This is a genomic window from Flavobacterium sp. KACC 22761 (assembly GCF_034058155.1).
Lineage (GTDB): Bacteria > Bacteroidota > Bacteroidia > Flavobacteriales > Flavobacteriaceae > Flavobacterium.
This window is the reverse complement of the sequence record NZ_CP139148.1, coordinates 1,923,739-1,944,830: the sequence shown is the minus strand read 5'-3', so window position 1 is coordinate 1,944,830 and position 21,092 is coordinate 1,923,739. Positions and strand designations below refer to the sequence as shown.

At 34.1% G+C, this 21,092-nt stretch carries 20 protein-coding genes; 14 read left to right on the top strand and 6 right to left on the bottom strand.

Annotated elements, in window-relative coordinates; genetic code table 11:
* The first annotated feature begins 4 nt into the window (after nt 1-4).
* Together SCB73_RS08510 and SCB73_RS08505 are read left to right on the top strand one after the other, a co-directional pair.
* Complete coding sequence (locus SCB73_RS08510) at nt 5-451, top strand: very short patch repair endonuclease (RefSeq protein WP_320569623.1); 447 nt, start codon at nt 5-7, stop codon at nt 449-451.
* A 101-nt stretch (nt 452-552) separates the two neighbouring features.
* Complete coding sequence (locus SCB73_RS08505; RefSeq protein WP_320569622.1) at nt 553-867, top strand: HPF/RaiA family ribosome-associated protein; 315 nt, start codon at nt 553-555, stop codon at nt 865-867.
* 143 nt (nt 868-1,010) lie between these two features.
* Here SCB73_RS08505 and SCB73_RS08500 read toward each other — a convergent pair whose 3' ends face one another.
* Entirely contained in the window at nt 1,011-1,670 is a 660-nt protein-coding gene (locus SCB73_RS08500; RefSeq protein ID WP_320569621.1) for a hypothetical protein, read from the bottom strand.
* Between the two features lie 249 nt (nt 1,671-1,919).
* Between SCB73_RS08500 and SCB73_RS08495 the strand changes: the two genes are divergently transcribed.
* The 5 genes from SCB73_RS08495 to SCB73_RS08475 all read left to right on the top strand — a co-directional run bounded on the left by SCB73_RS08495 (nt 1,920) and on the right by SCB73_RS08475 (nt 6,023).
* Nucleotides 1,920-2,408 (top strand): nuclear transport factor 2 family protein, encoded by a 489-nt coding sequence (locus SCB73_RS08495; RefSeq protein ID WP_320569620.1) that lies wholly within the window; start codon nt 1,920-1,922, stop codon nt 2,406-2,408.
* Nucleotides 2,409-2,670: 262 nt separating this feature from the next.
* A complete protein-coding gene (locus tag SCB73_RS08490) occupies nt 2,671-4,053 on the top strand; it encodes an ammonium transporter (protein WP_320569619.1) in 1,383 nt (460 codons plus the stop codon).
* A 143-nt stretch (nt 4,054-4,196) separates the two neighbouring features.
* Nucleotides 4,197-4,874 carry a tRNA (guanosine(46)-N7)-methyltransferase TrmB gene (gene trmB, locus SCB73_RS08485; protein ID WP_073408106.1) on the top strand — a complete coding sequence of 226 codons (678 nt, stop codon included), beginning with the start codon at nt 4,197-4,199 and terminating at the stop codon, nt 4,872-4,874.
* A 42-nt stretch (nt 4,875-4,916) separates the two neighbouring features.
* Complete coding sequence (locus SCB73_RS08480) at nt 4,917-5,555, top strand: LysE family transporter (RefSeq protein ID WP_320569618.1); 639 nt, start codon at nt 4,917-4,919, stop codon at nt 5,553-5,555.
* A 141-nt stretch (nt 5,556-5,696) separates the two neighbouring features.
* On the top strand, nt 5,697-6,023 hold the full coding sequence (locus SCB73_RS08475) for an MGMT family protein (RefSeq protein ID WP_320569617.1): 327 nt from the start codon (nt 5,697-5,699) through the stop codon (nt 6,021-6,023).
* 96 nt (nt 6,024-6,119) lie between these two features.
* On the opposite strand, the gene SCB73_RS08470 is transcribed toward SCB73_RS08475, so the two are convergent.
* Complete coding sequence (locus tag SCB73_RS08470) at nt 6,120-7,445, bottom strand: sensor histidine kinase (protein WP_320569616.1); 1,326 nt, start codon at nt 7,443-7,445, stop codon at nt 6,120-6,122.
* A 155-nt stretch (nt 7,446-7,600) separates the two neighbouring features.
* Nucleotides 7,601-8,956 (bottom strand): sigma-54-dependent transcriptional regulator, encoded by a 1,356-nt coding sequence (locus tag SCB73_RS08465; protein ID WP_320569615.1) that lies wholly within the window; start codon nt 8,954-8,956, stop codon nt 7,601-7,603.
* Between the two features lie 157 nt (nt 8,957-9,113).
* Here SCB73_RS08465 and SCB73_RS08460 point away from each other — a divergent pair, with 157 nt between their 5' ends.
* From SCB73_RS08460 to SCB73_RS08430, 7 genes are all read left to right on the top strand, one after another.
* Complete coding sequence (locus SCB73_RS08460) at nt 9,114-10,358, top strand: efflux RND transporter periplasmic adaptor subunit (RefSeq protein WP_320569614.1); 1,245 nt, start codon at nt 9,114-9,116, stop codon at nt 10,356-10,358.
* Between the two features lie 160 nt (nt 10,359-10,518).
* The gene (locus SCB73_RS08455; protein ID WP_320569613.1) at nt 10,519-11,226 is read left to right on the top strand and encodes an ABC transporter ATP-binding protein; all 708 of its coding nucleotides are present in this window, start codon (nt 10,519-10,521) and stop codon (nt 11,224-11,226) included.
* Nucleotides 11,227-11,353: 127 nt separating this feature from the next.
* Nucleotides 11,354-13,786 carry an ABC transporter permease gene (locus tag SCB73_RS08450; RefSeq protein ID WP_320569612.1) on the top strand — a complete coding sequence of 811 codons (2,433 nt, stop codon included), beginning with the start codon at nt 11,354-11,356 and terminating at the stop codon, nt 13,784-13,786.
* Nucleotides 13,787-14,089: 303 nt separating this feature from the next.
* The gene (locus SCB73_RS08445; protein WP_320569611.1) at nt 14,090-15,217 is read left to right on the top strand and encodes an Mrp/NBP35 family ATP-binding protein; all 1,128 of its coding nucleotides are present in this window, start codon (nt 14,090-14,092) and stop codon (nt 15,215-15,217) included.
* A gap of 82 nt (nt 15,218-15,299) precedes the next feature.
* Nucleotides 15,300-15,539 (top strand): NifU family protein, encoded by a 240-nt coding sequence (locus SCB73_RS08440; protein ID WP_035646036.1) that lies wholly within the window; start codon nt 15,300-15,302, stop codon nt 15,537-15,539.
* A 213-nt stretch (nt 15,540-15,752) separates the two neighbouring features.
* Entirely contained in the window at nt 15,753-16,235 is a 483-nt protein-coding gene (locus SCB73_RS08435) for a hypothetical protein (protein WP_320569610.1), read from the top strand.
* Between the two features lie 57 nt (nt 16,236-16,292).
* Nucleotides 16,293-16,610, top strand: coding sequence for a 2Fe-2S iron-sulfur cluster-binding family protein (locus tag SCB73_RS08430; RefSeq protein WP_320569609.1), 318 nt, complete (start codon nt 16,293-16,295; stop codon nt 16,608-16,610).
* 204 nt (nt 16,611-16,814) lie between these two features.
* Here the strand turns inward: SCB73_RS08430 and SCB73_RS08425 are convergent, their stop codons facing one another.
* The 3 genes from SCB73_RS08425 to SCB73_RS08415 all read right to left on the bottom strand — a co-directional run bounded on the left by SCB73_RS08425 (nt 16,815) and on the right by SCB73_RS08415 (nt 20,893).
* Nucleotides 16,815-17,804, bottom strand: a complete 990-nt coding sequence (locus SCB73_RS08425) for an aspartate-semialdehyde dehydrogenase (RefSeq protein ID WP_320569608.1) — start codon at nt 17,802-17,804, stop codon at nt 16,815-16,817.
* A 175-nt stretch (nt 17,805-17,979) separates the two neighbouring features.
* Nucleotides 17,980-18,354 (bottom strand): large conductance mechanosensitive channel protein MscL, encoded by a 375-nt coding sequence (mscL, locus tag SCB73_RS08420; RefSeq protein ID WP_035646047.1) that lies wholly within the window; start codon nt 18,352-18,354, stop codon nt 17,980-17,982.
* A 67-nt stretch (nt 18,355-18,421) separates the two neighbouring features.
* Nucleotides 18,422-20,893, bottom strand: coding sequence for a bifunctional UDP-N-acetylmuramoyl-tripeptide:D-alanyl-D-alanine ligase/alanine racemase (locus tag SCB73_RS08415; RefSeq protein ID WP_320569607.1), 2,472 nt, complete (start codon nt 20,891-20,893; stop codon nt 18,422-18,424).
* Between the last annotated feature and the right edge of the window lie 199 nt (nt 20,894-21,092).

Below are 21,092 nucleotides of genomic sequence, written 5' to 3'. Positions count from 1 at the left end.
TTCCATGGACTGTTTTACGCCAGAACAACGTTCCAAAGTCATGAGTATGATTCGTGGCACCAATACCAAAGATGAAGTTCGTTTGGCTAAAGCGTTATGGCATATTGGTTTGCGTTATCGGAAAAACAACAAAAAAGTTTTTGGCTGTCCAGATTTGACTTTTACTTCTTTAAAAATCGCCATTTTTGTTGACGGCGAATTCTTTCACGGAAAAGATTGGGAAACCAAGAAAAAACCAAAAACCAACTCTGAATATTGGATCAAAAAAATCGAGCGAAATATGCAACGCGATCTCGAAGTCAACACCTATTTAGAATCTCAAAATTGGAAAGTACTGCGTTTTTGGAGTAATGATATCAAGAAAAATCTAGGTTCTTGCATGGTGGAGATTCTGAATGCTGTTAATTTACGAACAAAACAATTAGCAAAGATTCCGCCTTCTTGGGAATAATAAAAAACGAAGCAAAATTTTTCATAATCTTTCCTTAACTCCCTTGTCTTTTTCGGTCAAAAAAGATAGCTTTGAGAGACAATCATAAAATTTAAACCATTATGAAGATTCAAATCAACACCGACAAAAACATTGAGGGACACGCTAGATTAGAAAGCTACTTTTCTAGTGAATTAGAAAAAGGTTTAACCCGTTTTGAACACAAAATCACCCGTATTGAAGTTCACTTTGGCGATGAAAATGGAGAGAAATTTAGTTTGCATGATAAAAAATGCGTAATCGAAGTTCGTCCTCAAAAATTACAACCCATAACCGTTACAGAACACGCCGAAACATTAGAAAAAGCTTTTAATGGCGCTTTAAGCAAAATCAAAAAATCACTAACTACAACCTTCGAAAAACAAAAAGCTTTTTAAATTTCAAAATAGACAAAAAAAAGACGTTTCAAATTGAAACGTCTTTTTTTTGTCTATTTTGAAAGATGCTAAGTTGCTAAGAATCTGAGATTCTAAGTTTTTTTAGTTTGTAACTTAGCCACTAAGTACCTTAGAATCTTTTTTTACGATTTCGGCAAAGGCGCTCCAACAGCGATATCGCATCTGTGGCCCGCTTGTCCGTGCGGCGGATTCATTCCTTCGGCAACGGGTTGAGCTGGTTCTGTACTTAATAAAGCCGGAGTTGGATTATTTGCTGGTGGCGTTACGGTAAACGACTGTGAAGTGCTTCCACTTTGAGCCGTATTTGTCGCAACAGGTTTTGCTACTGGCGAATTTAAAGGCGCTCCAACAGGAATATCACATCTGTGATTCGGTTGTCCGTGTGGCGGATTCATTCCTTTTGCCACTTTTACAGGAGCAGTTGTTGTAGTTACCAAATTTTTCTGATTCGGATTTACTTGAACCATTTGCGGTTGCGCTACCACTTGCCCTTGCTGTGGCGGCGCCGAATTCAACGGTGCACCAACGGCAATATCACAACGATGTCCTGGTTGCCCATGAGCAGGATTTAATCCTTTTGTTTCTCCTAAAACTGTATTTGGGTTTGCGGTCTGCGTTTGTACAACTGGCGCCGTTGTTGCTGGCTTTGTAGTATCTTTTGCAAGCCCTAATCGAACCAATTCTGATGTTGCTGTGTTTTCTTGAGGCTCTAATTCTTTTTTGCAAGAAATAAAAAGCAATGACGAAAAAGCCAGCGAACTTATAATGATTTTCGGATTCATAATGTGGTATTTTAAAGCACTCAAATATAAAAATTTTAAACCATATAAGTAATGTAAGATATCTTAAGTTTTATTGTGAATTACTTTACCTATTAATCTCGCAAAGTCGCAGTCTCGAAGCTTCGGGAGCAAAGTTTTTTTTTACCTAGATTAAAAAAAGAATTAAGTTAATTATATCCCGATATTATATGAGCTTATATTACTTATATGGTGGAAAAACTTTAACTTTAAACTCAAATAACTTATCTCATGAAAAAAACATTTCTACTTCTTTTATTCGTTGCTTCTTTTGCAAATGCTCAAACCGACAAAGACAAAATCAATCAAACTTTAGATACTTGGCACAAAGCTGCTGCCGATGTCAAATTTGAAGCTTATTTCGCGCTTATGGCTGACGACGCAATTTTCATTGGAACAGACGCTACCGAAAACTGGACCAAAAAAGATTTCAAAATCTGGGCAAAACCGCATTTCGACAAAGGAAAAACTTGGAATTTTACCGCTTTAGAACGTCATATATTTTTTGACAAAACAGGAAAAATCGCATGGTTTGATGAATTGCTGAATACGCAAATGAAAATTTGCCGTGGTTCTGGTGTTTTGGTTAAAGTTGGAAAAGAATGGAAAATTCAACATTATGTACTATCAATGACAATTCCGAATGATGAAGTCAATGCTGTAACCAAAATAAAAGCGCCAATCGAAGATGCTTTGATTGCGAAGCTTCAAAAAAAATAAACATTTTTTGATTTTATTCTTATAATCCTAACTTTTAGAGGACTTTACAAAACATATTATCGAAATAATTATAGCATAATTGGCAATATTGGCGTAAATTTAGAAGTCGAAAATCAAATACTCTCAAAAAATCAATCCATAAATTGCAAAATCAGCTAAAATAAATACTATACCACTATTTTACTAGCCCTTGAAATCAAAATATTTAATTTTTTTTAACTTTGACCCCAAAAAAAATAGGGTTCAATTAAGTATTTGAAAAATGAAAATAGAAAAACGCTGGATCATCTCCTTTCTTATGATAAGCATCGTTTGTATCACAGGTGCGTTTTGGCCAGCAATGACTGAAAATAGCTATGTATTATCTGAATTTGGCACAACAGATCACATCGTTCCAGCCGATGTTGCTTGGATGCTTACTTCTTCTTGTCTGGTTTTAATCATGACGCCTGGATTATCTTTCTTTTATGGCGGAATGGTAGGCAAGAAAAATGTGATTTCAACCATGCTTCAAAGTTTTATTTGCCTTGGCGTTGTTACGCTTTTGTGGGTGGTGGTTGCTTTTAGTTTAGCTTTTGGAGAACCAGTTGGTTTTGGTTCTGGCGATCATTTTTATAGTTTCTTCGGAAACCCAACCACTTTTGCATTTATGGATTATGTGGGCGTTTTGCCTCATAAACAATTGGCAACTACAATTCCGTTTATGCTTTTTGCTTTGTTTCAAATGAAATTTGCCATTATTGCACCGGCAATCATTACAGGTTCATTTGCTGAGCGTGTTCGTTTTATCTCTTATTTGATTTTCATCAGCTTATTTACCGTTTTTATATACGCTCCTTTATGTCACGCCGTTTGGTACCCAACGGGAGTTTTAGGAAGCTATTTTGGCGTTAAAGATTTTGCTGGAGGAACTGTAGTTCATATGAGTTCGGGTTTCGCAGCTTTGGCTGGAGTTATTGTTTTAGGAAAAAGAAAAAACAACCAACATATTCCAACAAACATTCCGTTTGTACTATTAGGAACTGGAATGCTTTGGTTTGGATGGTTTGGGTTCAACGCTGGTTCTGCGTTTGCTGCGAATGGAAATGCCGCTATGGCTTTTGCAACTACCACAACTTCATCTGCAGCTGCAATGTTGACTTGGATTTTCTTTGACAGAGTAAACGGAAGAAAAGTTTCGGCACTTGGCGCTTGTATTGGTGCTGTTGTAGGTTTGGTAGCCATTACCCCTGCAGCAGGATATGTTTCTGTTCCAGAAAGTATGTTTTTCGGATTTGTAACGGCTTTGGTTTCTAATACTGCTGTAAACTGTAAATATTCAAAAAAATTCGACGATACGCTTGACGTTTTTGCTTGTCATGGTGTTGGCGGAATTATGGGAATGATTCTGACTGCAATTTTCGCTCATGGCGAAGATGCAAGTTTACTTCACGGAGGATGGAATGTTTTCGGACATCACATGATGGCTTTGGTTTTGGTTTCAATTTTTACTTTCTTCGGAGCTTATTTCTTGTTTAAAGTAACCAACTTTATTATTCCGCTAAGGGTTTCTGAAGAATCAGAACATATTGGTCTGGATTTATCACAACACGATGAAACTTTAGATCCAAAATCAAAACCAATTACAGAACCACATTACGGGTAAAAAGATAGGCCACAGATTTCACGGATTAATCAGATTAGAAAAATCCTTAAAATCTGTAAAATCTGTGGCTAAAAAACATTTAAACTGACTTACGCCTTTTCATTCGTTTATATTCCTTAATTTTGCGGAAAATTTTTGTAAAAGTGGGAAGTAAAAATAAACTAAAAAGATTCAGAGAAAACGAAACATTTCAAAACGTTTTCCAGCCAACCAGAGAAGAAGTTGTAGGCGATTTAATGCCTTTAAAAGGAAAATGGAATTCTGATTTCTTTAAAAATGACAATCCATTAGTTTTAGAATTAGGATGTGGAAAAGGAGAATACTCTGTTGGATTAGCTGAAAAATATCCAAACAAAAATTTTATCGGAATTGATATTAAAGGTGCTCGTTTCTGGAGAGGTGCTAAAACTGCTGTTGAAAACGGGCTTCATAATGTGGCTTTCGTACGTACTCAAATTGAATTGATCAATCATATTTTTGCTGAAGGCGAAGTAGATGAAATCTGGATTACTTTTCCAGATCCACAAATCAAATACAAAAGAACAAAACACAGAATGACGAATTCTGAGTTCTTGAAACTATACAAAAAAATCCTGAAAAAAGACGGTGTCGTAAACCTAAAAACCGACAGCGAATTTATGCACGGTTATACACTTGGACTGCTTCACGGAGAAGGTCACGAAGTTTTATATGCGAATCATAATGTTTACAAAAACGAAGGAAGTCCTGAAGTTGTAACTTCGATCCAAACATTTTACGAAAAACAATATTTAGAAATTAACAAGGCAATTACGTATATTCGTTTCAAAATTAAGGACTAACCTTGATTTTGAAACCTTTATTCTAACCGATTTAATCACTAAATGACCTACCTTACTCCATTACTTTCAGGTTTTATTGCCGCCGCAATTGGGACTATTCCGCCGGGATTGCTCAATATGACAGCTGCCAAAATAAAAATGAAAGAGGGAAAAAAGAATGCTTTATCATTTGTAATCGGTGCTGTTTTTGTAATTTTTTTCCAAGCTTTTGTCGCGGTATTATTTGCACGTGTCATTGACAATCGTCCAGATGTTATCACACTATTGCGCGAAGTTGGTTTTATCATTTTTTCGATCTTAACCATTTATTTTTTATTTTTTGCAAAAGACCCAGTAGCAAAGAAAAAAACGAAAATAAAAAAGAGCAGTAAAAAAAGCCGTTTCTTTCTTGGAATGCTCCTTTCTGGATTAAACTTTTTCCCAATTCCGTATTACGTTGTTGTAAGTGTTACATTAGCTTCATACAATCTTTTTGTATTCGAAAACACAATTATTTTGACTTTTGTATTAGGTTCAGCCCTTGGTGCTTTTGGAATTTTATACAGTTATATTGCTTTCTTTGGAAGAATAGAAAAGAAAACCGATTACTTTATGCGCAACATGAATACGATTATCGGAAGTATTACCGGATTAGTGGCTGTTGCAACACTTTTCAATATTTTGAATTATTATTTCGCTTAAATTTATAGCCACAGATTAAAAGGATTAAAATGATTTTTTTTTTACTTTGTGGTAAATATTTCTCCCGCAGATTCTGCAGATTTTTGCAGATTAATGCTAATTTTAAAATCCCACTAATCCTTTTAATCTGTGGCAAAAACTATGGCTGAGGAAAATTTTTTCGAAAGAGTTTACGAAGTTGCCAGACAAATTCCGTTTGGGAAAGTTACTTCTTATGGCGCAATTGCGAAAGCGTTGGGAACTGCGCGTTCTGCCCGAATGGTGGGCTGGGCTATGAATGCCTGTCATAATATGGATGACGTTCCCGCGCACAGAGTAGTAAACCGAAAAGGCCTTTTGACAGGAAAACACCATTTTGACGGCACGAATTTAATGCAGCAGCTTTTAGAAAATGAAGGTGTAAAAGTTGTCGATAATCAAATTGTGGATTTCGAAAAACATTTTTGGCAACCTGAAGTTGAACTTTAAAATCTCTACTTTGTCAGGCTGAGCGGAGTCGAAGCCACGTGCCAATTGGAACGCCCTTCGACTCCGCTCAGGGTGACAAAGTTTTATTGCTTTTTCTCAAATCAAGCAAATCACAAAACTCGTTTTATCTTCATCGGTTTGATAGCTTAAGTAACCACCATGCGCTTCGATTATATTTTTAGAAAGCGTCAAACCAATTCCAGCGCCGTCTTTTCTCGTCGTGAAAAATGGAAGAAAAACCTTGTCTTGAATTTCAGAAGGAATCCCTTTTCCATTATCAGAAATAGAAATAAAAAAACGGTTGTTTTCAGTATAACTTGACACAAACATCTTCTTCTCTGTTTTCTCTTTTAATGCATAAATACTATTGGTAATCAAATTAATAATAACCTGCTCCATTTGATTTTTATCAATCATTATCGAACGAGAACTGTGAATGTCATTAATCAATTCGATATTTTCAGATTTTAAAATCGGACTCATAACTTTAAGGCAATCGTCAAAAAGTTCTTTTATTGGCGTCATCGATTTTGTTGGCGTTGGCAACATGGCCAGTTTGCGGTAATTTTCAACAAAAACCTGCAAGTGATCGCTTCGGTTAATAATGGTTGAAATACTACTTTTTATATCGTCAAAATCATCTTCTTCCAGTTTTTCCTGATCAACAATGTGAAGTAAATTCTGCGAAAGCGCACGAATTGGTGTCAAAGAATTCATCAATTCATGCGAAATAATTTTCATTAAATTAATCCAAGCTTCTTTCTCTTTTTTCTCAATAACGCGTTGAATACTGTCCAATAAAACAATGAAATATTCTCTATTATAACTTTGAGTTCTTGAAGTTTGGAGCATAAAAGTCTGCAAATCCTGTTCTTCGATTTTAATCGAAATGGCCGATTTTAATTCACTGAATTCTGTTTTTTCAATTTCAGAACAAAGCGCAGGAAGATAATTTTTAAGATATTTCCAATGACTTACTTTTGGCACTTTGAACATATCTGAAAAACAATCGTTCATCAAAAAAATGTTCCAATCGCCGTTTTCTTTTTCCAAAATCAAAGCGGCGCTGTCAATGTTGTTCAAAAGCGAACGATAAATCAATTCTTTCGAAATTTGTTCCTGTTGTTGCACTTTTAAAGTCTCATATAAAAGATACAAACTTTCAAAATTGTCTTTTCTATTTTCTTCAGGAAAATTGGTTGTAAAATCATTTTTCAAAATCGAAAGCAAGGTTCTGTCATAAAATTGCAATTGATTTTTGACATAAAAATACATTTCGGCCAGCATCATAAAAACAAAAACGCCAACCAAAAGTGCATTGTAATAAAACATTTTATAAATCAGAAAAACGCAGAAAAAAAAGAGCATCATTACAAACAAGACTCTCACAAATAAAGCGTTATAAAATTTCCAGTTTTTCATTTAGTTTTAATTTTAGCCACAGATTAAAAGGATTAAAATGATTTTTGCTTTGTCTTAAATATTAGTTTCACGCAGATCTAGCAGATAAAAAATCTCTTTAATCCTTTTAATCTGCGGCAAAAAAATCTTACTTCTTGGCTCTTGCTTCTTTCACTTTAATTCTTCAAATCATATTTCTCAATTCTTCTGTACAAAGCCGCTCTTGACAATCCTAGTTCTTCGGCGGTTTTTGAGATATTTCCGTGATGTTTAAAAAGTGCTTTTTCGATTGCTGTTTTCTCTAATTCAGACAACGGATTTTCATCGTTTTCCTGAATTTCTTCAAAATCTAAAATATCCAAATCATGAACAGAAATCGTATTATTATTGGCCAAAATCAGCGCACGTTCTATTTTATTTTCCATTTCTCGCACATTTCCTTTCCACGGATATTTTTCTAAATATGGCGCTGCATTTTCTTCAAATCGCCATCCCGAAGTTTCGGGACTATGATTGTATTTTTCGGCAATTTGCTCCAAAACAAAATTTGCCATCGGAACAATATCTTCTTTTCGTTCGCGTAAAGGCGGAAGGTTAATTTCCATTGTATTAATTCGGTACAACAAATCCTCACGAAAAGTTTTATTCTTTACTTCGGCTTTAATATCATTATTAGTAGCCGAAATAATTCGAACATTCAAAGGTCTTGCTTTGCTTTCACCTAAACGAGTCACCGTTTTTGTCTGCAAAACGTGCAATAATTTCGACTGTAAATGAAGCGGAATATTGCCAATTTCATCCAAGAAAATAGTTCCGTTTTGTGCATTTTCAAATCTTCCTGGAGTATCTGTTTTGGCATCGGTAAACGCACCTTTTGCATATCCAAAAAGTTCACTTTCGAATAAATTATCGCTCAAAGAACCCAAATCTACATGTACAAAAGGTTCGTTTCTTCTTTCTGAATTTTGATGAATAAACTCCGCAAAAACATATTTTCCGGTCCCGTTTTCACCTAAAATCAAAACATTGGCATCCGTTTTCGCTACTCTTTCAGCAATAGAATACGCTTGTTTTATTTTTTGAGAAGTTCCAACAAAATATCTTTTTTCAACTTTCTCAATAATTATTTTTTTGCTGTTTTTTCTGCTTTGGGCGACAGCCTTATCAATTATTTCAAGCAATTTTTCGTTATTCCAAGGCTTTAAAACATAATCAAAAGCGCCCATTTTAATTCCTTCGACTGCGGTATCAATTTTACCGAAAGCCGTCATTAAAATCACAATTGTACTGGGAGAAAGTGTTTTGATTTCTTTTAGCCAATGAATTCCTTCGCGCCCATCTTCAAAACCAATTCGGTAATTCATATCCAACAAAACCACATTTATTTCATTTTCATTCAAAATCGAAATAATCTGTTTTGGACTGCTGGTGGTAAAAATGGTTTCAAAATATTTTTTCAGAATCATTTTTGCCGAAAAAAGAATTTCTTCTTGATCGTCAACAATTAATATTTGAGCTTGTTTTTTTCTCATGTTGATTTTTTTGTCCGATTTTGAACGGTCAACTGTTCATTATCGAACACTACTTTTTTTAAGTGGTTTTTAAAGCTTCGTTAAAATCAATACTTTACAAATAATAAATTTTATGGCACAGTATTTACCTATTGATTATCAGTAAAATATTAAAAAAATGGACAAGGTAATTCCTCGTAAAAATAGAAAATTTAGATATCTCACAATAGCAATTGGAGTTTTTTTAGCCTTGGGCACAATCATCTTTTTTTCTTTTAATACCAAAAGAAGCTTGAATGTAAAAGCCGAAGAACTTTCAATCCAAAAAGTTGAAAAAGCTTTTTTTGAAGATTTTGTGGTTTTTCAAGCAAAAGTCGAACCTTTGAATGTCATGCTTGTAAACGTTACAGAAGGAGGATCAGTAAAAGAGATTTTTGTTGAAAACGGCGCAATGGTAACAAAAGGACAATCACTTGCTCGTTTATACAACCCAAATACAGAGTTGAATTACTTGACTCAGGAAACTGCAATTATTGAGCAAATCAACAATTTGAATACCGGAAAACTAAATATTAGAAATCAGGAATTGAATTTAAACAAAGATTTGGTTTTGATCGAGCATGATTACAACGACGCCAAAAGATTATATGATATGAATTCGAAATTGTATGACAAAGATGTGATTTCAAAAAACGACTGGAATACTTTTAAAGAAAGTCTTCGTTTTCAAGAAGAAAGAAAAAGAACAATTCAGCAAAGCATTCAGAAAGAAAAACAATCCAATCAAGTTCAGATTTCGCAAATCAACCGCTCGATTCAGACAATGGAAAAAAGTTTGGATATTTTGAGAAACAATAAAAAGAATTTCCTGATCACCGCTCCAGAATCTGGCCGTTTGACTTCATTTGAAGCGGTCTTAGGACAAAACTTTCAAGCAGGTCAAAGCATCGGGAAAATTGACTCCAAACGCGGCTACAAATTGGCTGCTGATGTAGATGAATTTTATTTGGAGAAAGTTCGTGAAGGCTTGAAAGGTCAAGTAGAATTTAAAGGAAAAAATCTTGAAGTTATTGTTACCAAAGTGATTCAGGAAGTGAAAAGCGGGCATTTTACAGTAGAATTAGCTTTTACATCTAAAGAAAATATTGTTTTACAAGACGGACTTAGTTTTGGCGTAAAACTGATTTTATCTGAAAGAAACAAAATATTGGTACTGCCAAAAGGAAGTTTTAACCAAGAAACTGCAGGAAAATGGATTTTTGTTGTTAAAGGAAATAAAGCAGAAAGAAGAAACATAAAATTAGGCCGAGAAAACCCGACTTACTATGAAGTTCTGGAAGGATTAAAAGAAGGCGAATCGGTAGTGACATCATCGTACACAGATTATAAAGACATCGAAGAGCTTTCGATACAATCGCAATAGACAGCCTTATTTTGTCACCCTGAGCGAAGTCGAAGGGTCGCAAAGGGCTTCGACTTCGCTCAGCCTGACAATTCACAATTAATCATTTACAATTTACAATTATAAAAGTTTCAATCATCAATCAAAAAACGTAATTAACAACATTAACACCTTTACAAAAATGATAACAATTCAAAATTTAACCAAAGTTTTTAGAACAGAAGAAGTAGAAACAGCTGCGTTGAGTGGTATTTCTTTAGAAATCAAAAAAGGGGACTTTTTAACTATCATGGGGCCTTCAGGTTGTGGAAAATCGACTTTATTAAATATCATCGGGCTTTTAGACAGTGCCAATGGTGGAAGCTATAAATTATTAGGCCAAGAAATGATTGGTCTTAAAGAAAAAGGAAGAGCACAGGTTCGAAAAGAAAATATCGGATTCATTTTTCAGAATTTCAATTTGATCGATGAGCTTTCTGTTTATGACAATATTGAATTGCCTTTGCTTTACAACAACGTAAAAGCATCAGAAAGAAAACAAAAAATTGAAGCTATTGCTGAGAAATTAAATATTTCACATCGTTTGAAACATTTTCCGCAACAGCTTTCTGGAGGTCAACAACAAAGAGTTGCCGTTGCAAGAGCTTTGGTAAATGATCCAAAAATCATTCTTGCCGATGAGCCAACTGGAAACTTAGACAGTAAAAATGGTAACGAAGTAATGGAACTTTTAACCGATTTGCACGCAAAAGGCGCAACAATTTTGATGGTAACCCACTCTGATTATGATGCTTCGTTCTCACAAAGAACCATTCATATGAAAGACGGTGTGATATTCTCTGAAAAACTAAATCAGAGAAATGTAGATGTTTTTATGGACGCTAAATAAAAGAAAAATGGTAAAATTTATCGTAGCAGCAATCGTAATTCTGGTAGAATTTGTCTGCAAAATATGGGCTTTGATTTAAAAACGAATCGGGTTTTAAAAAACCTAAATAACTACAAAAACTAATACCATGATTTCTAACTGGTTTAAAATATTTATATATCATTTAAAGCAGAACAAACTGTTTTCGCTTTTAAATATCTTAGGATTAAGCATCGGGATTGCCAGCGTAATCTTCGCGATTTTATATTGGAACAACGAACATTCATACGATCAATGGAATCCAAACAAGGAAAACGCTTATATGGTCTTGAACAAAATCGGACAGACAGGCGACACTTGGGGATCCAACTCGATTCCGTTTGGAGAAACCTGCAAAGCGACAATTCCACAAATTGAATCTATTTGTTTCTTTAGGACTTGGTATGATGAAGACATTATCAAATATCAAGGCCAAAAATTGATGGCTAAAAAGATGCTGACAAGTGATGAGAATTTCTTTGATTTTTTTCCTTTCGAAATTTTAAAAGGTGCTAAAACCAATATTTTAAAAGAAAAAAACAGTGTTGCCATTTCTGAAGAACAGGCGAAATTAATTTTTAAAGACGAAGATCCTATTGGCAAAGCGATCACATATAATACCGGAACGTATACTGTAAAAGCTGTTTATCGAATTGCTAAACCTTCGTCAATTGAACCAAATTATGTTTTTAGCGGTGTAAAACGCGAAAATGACATCAACAGTTGGGGAAATTTCAATTATGGTTTATTGGTAAAAATCAAAAAAAATGCTGATCCAGTTGCTGTTTTGAAAAAAATGCAAAACGTGAATTTTGTAAACCGAACTTTAAAAGATGCTAAAGAAAACGGCCAAACTGTTGAACAATATGTTAAAGAAAATGGCGATATCACAGTTATTTTAGACCAATTGCAAATGTCTCGTTTGCACGGAACAAAAAGTTCAGCAGGACAAAACTTTCCTGAAGGTGTTGGGAATTTAAAACTGCTTTACATCATGGCAGGCTTATCTATTTTGATTTTGGTTTTATCATTGGTAAACTACATCAATTTGGCAACAGCATCAGCAATCAAACGCGCTAAAGAAGTTGGTGTACGCAAGATTGTGGGCGCTACAAAAAATCAAATTATCAGACAATTTATTTTTGAAACAGCCATAATTGTAACGCTTGCGATTGTGTTTGCGCTGGCAATTGTAGAGCTTTCATTGCCGTATTACAACACTTTTTTGAAAAAGACTTTAACCATGAACGGGAGCGAATTTTACCTGCAACTTATAATGATTTTTGGATTAGTAATCATTTTTGCGGGTATTTTCCCTGCCATTTATATATCAAATTTCGAAACTTTAAAGGTACTAAAAGGCAATTTTTCAAGAAGCAAAAGTGGTATCTGGATTCGTAACTCGATGCTTATTTTTCAATTCGGAATCGCGGCATTTTTTATCATTGGCGCTTTGATTGTCAACTCACAGGTGAATTATATGATGAACAAAGATCTTGGTTTTAGTGGCGATCAGGTAATTTCGATTCCGTATAACAAACCTGACCGAGATAATAGAATACCATTATATGAGACAGATAAACAACAAATCAAAAAAATATCAGGAGTTCTAGATGTTTCTACTTTTGCAGGAAGTTTTGGCGGAAGCACCAATTCAAGTTCTGGATTTACGCATAATGGCATTTTTGTTCAACCACGAAATGTGGAAATGGATTTTGGATTTCTTGAGATGATGAAAATTAAAATCGTTCAAGGACGTGGTTTGTCTGAAAAATTTGCCTCAGACAGTGTCAGCAGTATGCTGATCAATGAAACTCTTGCTAAAACGCTGAACTTAAAAAATCCAATAAATACCATAATTACTTCGGGCTGGTCTAAAGACGATACTGGGAATTTGAAATTTAAGATTGTAGGTGTTGTAAAAGATTTTCACATAACGGGTTTGCAGAATAAAGTGCCTCCAATGGTTTTTGTAAATCTCAAAACGTTAGGATGGAACAACTTCAACAACATTTTTGTAAAAGTGTCTCCAAATAATTTATCTGAAACTTTAGAAAAACTAAAAGCATATTGGGCAAAAAATGTGAATCCTGATTATCCTTTTGAATATGAATTTGTTAACAAAGGTTTTGCAAGAACATATCAGGAACAAATCAAGCAAAAAAACCTGTTTTTCATTCTAAATTTAGTCGTAATTATAATTGCTGTGTTCGGATTGTTCGCTTTGGCATCATTTTCGATGGAGAGAAGACTGAAAGAAATTGCAATTAGAAAAACCCTTGGTGCAGAAACGGACATTTTGCTGAAAGAATTATCAAAACAATATGTCTTGTTCTGTTTACTTGGATTTGGAATCGGAATTGTGCCGGCTTATATTTTATTACAAAAATGGCTTGAAGATTACGCATTCAGAATAAACATTTCGACTTTGCCATTTTCAATCGCATTAGTTTCATTACTGTTTTTTACTTTGGTGATTGTTTTGACAAAAGCGTATCAAGTAACTAAAATAGATGTTTTGAAATATTTGAAATACGAATAACTTGTAGACCATTTTTTTTAAGAAACCCGCCAAATCAGAATCTTGGCGGGTTTCTTTTTTTTCTCAATTTTAAGATTCAATTTTACTTTTCTTTAGTATAAAAATTGCTTCTTTTTGTTTCTTCTTTTTAAATTCGCTTAAAAAAATTCCAACACCATCATTTTGAATAATTTCAACATCAATAAATACGATTCAAAAAAAGTAAGAATCCGAACTTAATCTGTTATCTTTGCACTCTGAAACAAGTTTAAATAAATATAGTATCTAAACAAATTTCATCACTAGAAAACACTTACATTAAAAATGAAATTAGATAGAAAAGAAATCCTTAAGGCTCTAGAAACTATCACTATAGCAGGAGAAGGTAAAAATATGGTGGAAAGCGGCGCCGTTGCCAACGTTATTACATTTGGCGATGAAGTTGTAGTAGATTTAGTACTTCACACTCCAGCAATGCACATCAAAAAAAGAGCAGAAGACGATGTTAAAAAAACAATCCATGACTTGATCTCTGCCGATGCAAAAATCAAAGTAAATATTAAAGTTGAAGTTCCTGAAAAAGTCGAAATCAAAGGTCGAGCAATTCCAGGAATCAAAAATATCATTGCCATCGCTTCTGGAAAAGGAGGAGTTGGAAAATCAACTGTTACCGCAAACCTTGCTGTAACTCTTGCAAAAATGGGATTCAAAGTTGGTATTTTAGATGCTGATATCTACGGCCCATCGATGCCTATTATGTTTGATGTTGAAAACGAAAAACCAATTTCGACTACCGTTGACGGGAAATCAAAAATGAAACCAATTGAAAGTTATGATATCAAAATACTTTCTATTGGATTTTTTACAGCGCCAAGCCAAGCTGTAATCTGGAGAGGCCCAATGGCCGCAAAAGCGTTAAACCAAATGCTTTTTGATGCAGATTGGGGAGAACTTGATTTTATGCTTTTAGATTTGCCTCCAGGAACGGGAGACATTCATCTTTCGATTATGCAATCATTGCCGATAACTGGTGCAGTTGTAGTAAGTACGCCTCAAGCGGTTGCGCTTGCCGATGCTAAAAAAGGAGTGGCAATGTTCATGCAAGACAATATTAATGTTCCTGTTTTAGGAATTGTTGAAAACATGGCGTACTTTACACCAGAAGAATTACCAAACAACAAATATTATATCTTTGGACAAGAAGGAGCAAAAAATCTTGCTGCCGACCTAGATGTGCCATTTTTAGGTGAAGTTCCAATCGTACAATCTATTCGTGAAGCAGGAGATTACGGTCGTCCTGCTGCTTTGCAAACAGCTTCAGTAATCGAATCTGTTTTTGAAGAAATTACTCGAAATGTTGTACAAGAAACAGTAAACAGAAATGAAAGCTTGCCAGCAACCGAAGCCATTAAAATTACAACTATGGCAGGATGTTCGGCAGTGAAAAAATAATTAGATAATGAGATAATGTGGCAATTAGATAATGATCTAAATTCTCTAATTGACACATTCTCTAATTGACACATTAAATATTATGACAACAGAAGAATTAACAAATAACGTTTTGTTGGCTTTAGATGAAATAAGGCCATTTTTGAAATCTGATGGAGGTGATATCACGCTAGTTTCTATCGACGAGGACAAACATGTAAAAGTTCGTCTTGAGGGCGCTTGTATTAGCTGCAGCGTAAATCAAATGACTTTGAAAGCAGGCGTTGAAACGACTATAAAAAAATATGCACCACAAATTGAAACTGTGGTGAACATCATGTAGCAAATCAAAATTTGCAACCTTTTATGGTTTTGAATTATTAACAAGAATAGTATTTCTTTTGAGTGTTTTTCTTGTTTTTTCAAACCAAAACATCCAAAATCATATAGAATATTGCGAATTTAACAAAAAACAATATAAAGATTTAAGAGTTTTAGTTGAGCTATTTTTACTAATTTAACTTATTTTTGTAAAATAACCCTAAATCTTAAATTTATGAAACACTATTACACTTTATTTTTATTGTTGTTTTTTGTATCTGTAAATTATGCTCAGCAAGCACAAACTCTAATTGTTGACAAGGCTTGGGTAAGTGAATCTGAAGAATGGTCAGATTTTAAGTTTTCAGGGCAAATTGTATTCAATACGAATCCAACTAATGAAGAGGGAAGTTTGAGAATTGGCAATTATGATTTTTTATATGATTTCGCCGAAGGAAAAGCAAAATTTGCCAACAAAGCAACTTACAGTACAGCTGAATTTACACATCCAAGAAAAGTTTCTGTTACTACAGACAAACAAGGAGTTGTAAATTCAACCTATGAGGGAACATTAATCTTTCAAGGTGATAGAGATTATTATTCTGTAATTGCAGTGGTAACGTTGCTTGAAAAAGGTGGCAATATGCTGGGTGTAAAAATGCATCTTAAAGAAAACACACAAAAAGAATACGCATTCAGTCTAAAACCAACAAGTTAAATTGAACCAGGATTTTTTCACGTTATAAAATCCTACATTAAAATTCCCATACCAAAAATGGATGTATTAATAAAGATTAAAGATCGAGAAGGAGTTGTTCATGAATTACAAGCTCCAACCGATATGGCAATGAACATAATGGAATTATGCAAAGCATATGAACTTCCTGTTGAAGGAACTTGTGGCGGAATGGCCATGTGCGCTTCTTGCCAATGCTATGTTCTAAATGACGTTGCCCTACCAGAGATGGGAGATGAAGAAGAAGCTATGCTTTCGGAAGCATTTTATGTAAAATCGAATAGCCGTTTAGGATGCCAAATTCCAATCACTGAAGAATTAGAAGGTTTAGAATTAGAATTGGCTCCAGAATATTAAAAATAAAATTCCAATAATTTATTAAATTCCAAATTCCAATTAACTACTTAACGTTATTGGGATTTGGAATTTTTTAATTCTTTCAAACCCGACAGATTTCAAAAACCTGTCGGGTTTTCTTTACGGAGACAAATCAAAAAAGCCGTAATTGCAGTGATGCAATTACGGCTTTTTCTTTATAACAATTTAATTTAATCTCTCAGCTTAAACCAGACCTGCTTGAATTAAATATTCAGCAATTTGGATGGTGTTTGTTGCTGCACCTTTTCTTAAGTTATCCGCAACAATCCACATGTTTAATGTATTTGGCTGGCTTTCGTCACGACGGATTCTTCCAACAAAAACATCATTTTTACCTTCAGCGTATAATGGCATTGGATATGTGAATGTATCTAAATTATCCTGCACTACTACTCCATCGGTATTGTGCAAGATTTCGCGAACTTCATTCACATCAAAATCATTTGTAAACTCAACGTTTACAGCTTCACTGTGTCCACCAACAACTGGTACGCGAACTGCAGTAGCTGTAACTCTGATGGTGTTGTCACCAAGAATTTTTTGAGTTTCGCGAACTAATTTCATTTCTTCTTTAGTGTAGCCATTATCTTCGAAACTGTCGCAATGTGGAATCGCATTTCTGTGAATTGGATATTTGTAAGCCATGTCACCTTGAATTCCTGCGTACTCGTTTTCTAATTGTTTAACCGCTTTTACACCAGTTCCAGTGATTGATTGGTAAGTCGAAACAATAATTCTTTTAATGTTATATTTTTTGTGCAAAGGCGCCAAAGTCATTACCATTTGAATAGTAGAACAGTTTGGATTTGCAATGATTTTGTCTTCTTTAGTCAAAACAGAAGCATTGATTTCTGGAACTACCAATTTTTTAGTCGGATCCATTCTCCAAGCTGAAGAGTTGTCGATAACCGTTGTTCCGGCAGCAGCAAATTTTGGAGCCCACTCTAATGAAGTATCTCCTCCAGCAGAAAAAACTGCGATATCAGCTTTCATGTCTACGGCAGTCTGTAAACCAACAACTTTATATTTTGTTCCTTTATATTCAATTTCTTTTCCTACTGATCTCTCTGATGCAACAGGAATTAATTCTGTAACAGGAAAATTTCTTTCTGCTAAAACTTTAAGCATTACTTCGCCAACCATTCCGGTAGCACCTACAACTGCAATTCTCATTTTTATATTTTTAAATAATTCTATAATCAAATTTGTACGGCAAAAATAAGTATAATAAAAGTCTTGGCAAGGTGATTCACAAAAAATAACAAAATGTTATAAAATAAACAAATTGTAAAAAAACCACCTCTTTAGAAGGTGGTTAAGTTAGACTTAGTGTAGCGGTATTGTATTTTTATTTATTTTTTAATAAATCTCTAATTTGTGTAAGCAATTCTTCTTGCGTTGGTCCTGCTGGTGGCGCTGGAGCTTCTTCTTTTTTAAGTTTGTTTACTCCTTTAATAACTAAGAATAAAACAAAAGCAACAATTACAAAGTTAATTACTGCCGAAAGAAAAAGACCGTATTTTACACCGCCAAAAGCGGTAAGATCTTGAATTTTTTCTAAATGCGCAGCTTCTAATGCCGGTTTCAATACTAGTGGCGTAATTACATCTTCAATAAATGAACTTACAATTTTACCAAATGCCGCCCCAATAATTACTGCAACAGCAAGATCAACCACGTTGCCTTTTATTGCAAATGCCTTAAATTCAGAAAAAAATCCCATAATTGTTCCTTTTTAGTTTATAATAATTATACCGAAAATACGTAATTTTCCTGATAATTCCTTACTTCTATCTAAAAAATACTCGTTTGACACGTTGCGAGATACTCGTCATAATCTCATACGGAATGGTTTTTAAAGCCTCAGCCATTTCAATAACTGTTGGGCTTTCGCCAAAAATAATCACCGAGTCGCCTTCTTTACAATCAATATGGCTTACATCAACCATGAGCATATCCATACAAACACTTCCAACGATTTTAGCTTTTTGATTTTTGATGGTTACAAAACCAATTTCATTTCCCCATAATCTCGAAATTCCGTCAGCATAACCAATTGGGATTGTCGCAATTTTAGTTTCTTTTTCGGCCATAAAACGACGCCCGTAACCAACGCTGTCGCCTGTTGGAATGATTCGGATTTGAGAAATTATTGATTTTAGGGTTCCAACGTTTTCCAGATATTTTTGTTCTGAAGGATCATTAGAAACTCCGTATAGACCAATTCCTAAACGTACCATATTATATTGTGCATTCGGGAAATTGCTGATTCCTGAAGTGTTCAAAATATGACGAATCGGGTTTATATTTAATTCCGACATTAATTTGGAAGATAATTTCTCAAATAAATTGATTTGCTTTTCGACAAATCCAAAATGTTTTGGATCATCGCTTGTTGCCAAATGTGACAAAACACTTTGCACGCGAACCGTTGAATTATTTTTTAAAGTCGCAATCAACTCATCAATTGTATTTTCTTCAAAACCTAGACGATGCATTCCAGTATCTATTTTTATATGAATTGGAAAATCCTTTAAATTCTTTTCTTTGGCAATTTTCAAAAAGGCATTTAATCCTTTTAAACTATAAATTTCTGGCTCTAATTTGTACTGAATCATCGACGGAAAACTTGTCGACTCAGGATTCAAAACCATAATTGGCAATTTGATTCCGCCGTTTTTCAGCGAAATTCCTTCATCGGCGAAAGCCACACCTAAATAATCCACTTTATGATGTTCCAGTAATTTTGCAATTTCAAGACCTCCATTTCCATAACCGAAAGCTTTTACCATGACCATAATTTTTACATCATCGGCAAGTTTTGATTTGTAGTAATTTAAGTTATGACTAATTGAATCGAGATTGATTTCCAAAACCGTTTCATGCGTTTTTTCTTCCAGTAGCGAAACAATTTCTTCAAACTGAAAAGATCTTGCACCTTTAATCAAAATAGTTTCATTACTGAAATTCAGACTTTCAAAAGCTTCAACAAACGAAGCTGTATCTTGAAATGCAATACAATTTGAAAACTTGTCTTTAAAAGAAAAAATTGTTGGGCCAATGCCAATTACGCGATTGATTTTGTTATCTGAAACTAATTGTGAAACTTTCGAATACAATTCTTCATTCGAAAATCCGCTTTGAAATATATCTGAAAGAATTACCGTTTTTGTGGCATTCTTTTTTTGCTGACTTTCCAAGAAATCCAAAGCAATTTTAAGCGACTGAAAATCGGAACTGTAGCTATCGTCAATAATACTGCAATTATTGATTCCGTTTTTGACTTCCAAGCGCATTTGAACCGGATACAACATTTGCACTCGATTTTGAATGGTTTTCGAATCGTATTTAAAATAAAGCAAAACCAACAAACACGAAATCGCATTTTCAACTGAAGCTGAATCACTAAACGGAATTTCTAAATCAAAAATTTCGTTTTTATATTGGTATTGAATTGTAGCTGTTTCGTTTTTGATTTCTTTTTTTAGAATAAAAACATCGGCCGTATTATCGTTAAAGCTCCAAGAAAAAAGGATTCTATTTTGAATTGGATTTTCTGCAGCAAAAGCAACAAGACATTTATCGACCAATTCATTTTTTTGATAAATAATTACTTCTGTGTTTTTAAACAGCAAAAGCTTCTCGTTGATTTTTTGTTCCAAATTCTCAAAACCTTCATCATGTGCAGAGCCAATGCTGGTCAAAACTCCAATATTTGGTTTGATGATTTTTTCGAGCTTTATCATTTCATTTACCGTTGAAATGCCGGCTTCAAAAATGCCTAAATTGTGTTTTTCGTTTATGGCGATAACCGATAACGGAACGCCAACTTGAGAGTTATAACTTTTTGGGCTTCGAATTATGTTGTAATCTGGACTTAGCAAAAAGTTAAGCCACTCTTTTACAATTGTTTTCCCGTTGCTTCCTGTTAAACCAATTACAGGAAAATTGAACAAATTCCTGTAATAAGCGGCAAATTGTTGCAAAGCATTTAAAGTGTTTTTAACGACCAAAAAATTGGCTTTGCCTTTTACATTTTCAGGAATGTATTGAACAGCAAAATTTTGAACGCCTTTTTCAATTAATTCTGCTATATACAAATGAGCATCGTTGTTAACGCCTGACAAAGCAATAAACAAGGTTTTGGATCCGTTTTGAAGCGAACGGCTGTCGATCGAAATATGATCGATAAAAACATCCGAATTTGAGCCAATCCATTCGGCATCAAGAACCGGGATAAGGCTTTTAAGATTTATGCTCATTTAGAAATTCTTTTTGTCAAATTTAAAAAAAGGTTTGCCACGAATTACACGAATTTCCACGAATTATATCTTAATTTTTAGCCACAGATTAAAAGGATTCAAATGATTTTAATCTGCGAAAATCTTTTACTCTGTGTCTTAAAATTAAATCAAATGTTAATTAACAAAATAGGATTTGTGGAAATTAGAGTAATTCATG